This is a genomic window from Pseudoxanthomonas putridarboris (assembly GCF_038321125.1).
GTDB classification, from domain to species: Bacteria; Pseudomonadota; Gammaproteobacteria; order Xanthomonadales; family Xanthomonadaceae; genus Pseudoxanthomonas_A; species Pseudoxanthomonas_A putridarboris.
The window spans coordinates 1-1230 of record NZ_JBBWWT010000025.1; the positions used below are offsets into that span (position 1 = coordinate 1).

A 1230-nucleotide genomic window follows, 5' to 3' on the forward strand; every position below is an offset into this window, starting at 1 on the left:
TGGCGTGGTGGTGGTGGTGGTCTCGATTCTCTTGGCGCACGTGTCGAAGTATGTGATTGAGGAGCGCTTCCGGCATGCACGCAAGGGGGAGTCCTTCCGTCCGTATGTGATCGGGGCAGGGCTCTCCGCTGTTGTTCTGGTTTCGGCCTCAGCTCTTTTTATTACAGAGTCCACCGGTGCAAAGGCGAATACATACGCTTACGCGCCAGGTGTCGGGGACAATGGAAGCGTATCTGAAGTCACGGATCCTATGTTGGCAAGGAATGATCTTGCCGATGCGTACTCGGCAGGGTGCATTGCCCCATCACGTGGAGAAGATGTCAGAATTTGCAGGTACGGCCGTCAATCTGGAACCGTGGTCGTGGCGATTGGTGATTCGCACATGGTGCAATGGCTGCCAGCATTATCCCGAATCGCGGATGAAAAAGGGATTGATCTCTATGCGATGACAAAAACCGGGTGCGCGTTCATGTCCATCTCTGCAAGTGAGGTTGATACGGTCGAGAGAAAGTCATGTGCTGCATGGAATAAGAAATCTCTTCTCCTTATTAAGGAAATAGACCCGGCTGCGGTCATCGTTGCCAATTCTATTGGAGCTATGCATATGCTTGGACGGTCACATGATCAAGCCCAGAAAGTGGGTGAGCGGATGTCCATGGCATGGAGGGATGTAATGTCCCTTGGCGATGTCAAGTTGATTGCGATAAGGGAAACTCCAAGGATGAAGGAAGATCCGCCGACCTGCCTCAGGCGAACAAAATTAAAGTCGGAAGCCTGTGATACTCCGCGCGCATTTGCTATCAGTAGGGACTCGCTTGTTGAGATTGCCTCACGCGGGACAAGGGGCGTATCCATCATTGACATGAATGACGTCATCTGTCGGAGAGATGTTTGCCCGGCTCAAGCGGGCGATAGGTACATCTGGCGAGACAACCATCATCTTACGGCGAGTTATGTCGAGAGTCTGAGGGAGGATCTCTCCCGGAGAATATGGCCACTCATCTCTGGAAATGGCGCTAGCAAGTGATGAAATCATTGTCGGTTAATTTTTCTGTCGACTGAAATACTTTGATGACGTGTTGAGATGACGTCCATGAATGCGCCAACAGGCTTCCGCTCTGACATACAGGGCATGCGCGCCATAGCGGTATTGGCGGTGCTGGTGTACCACGTGTGGCCAGGGATCCTGCCCGGCGGCTATATTGGCGTGGACGTATTCTTCGTGATTTC

Annotated in this window: 1 protein-coding gene; it reads left to right on the forward strand. The window is 52.4% G+C overall.

What is annotated here, in order from left to right; translation table 11 throughout:
- A partial coding sequence (locus tag AAD027_RS19005; protein WP_341727608.1) for an SGNH hydrolase domain-containing protein occupies nucleotides 1–1027 on the forward strand: 1027 nt, incomplete at its 5' end.
- Nucleotides 1028–1230 lie beyond the last annotated feature (203 nt).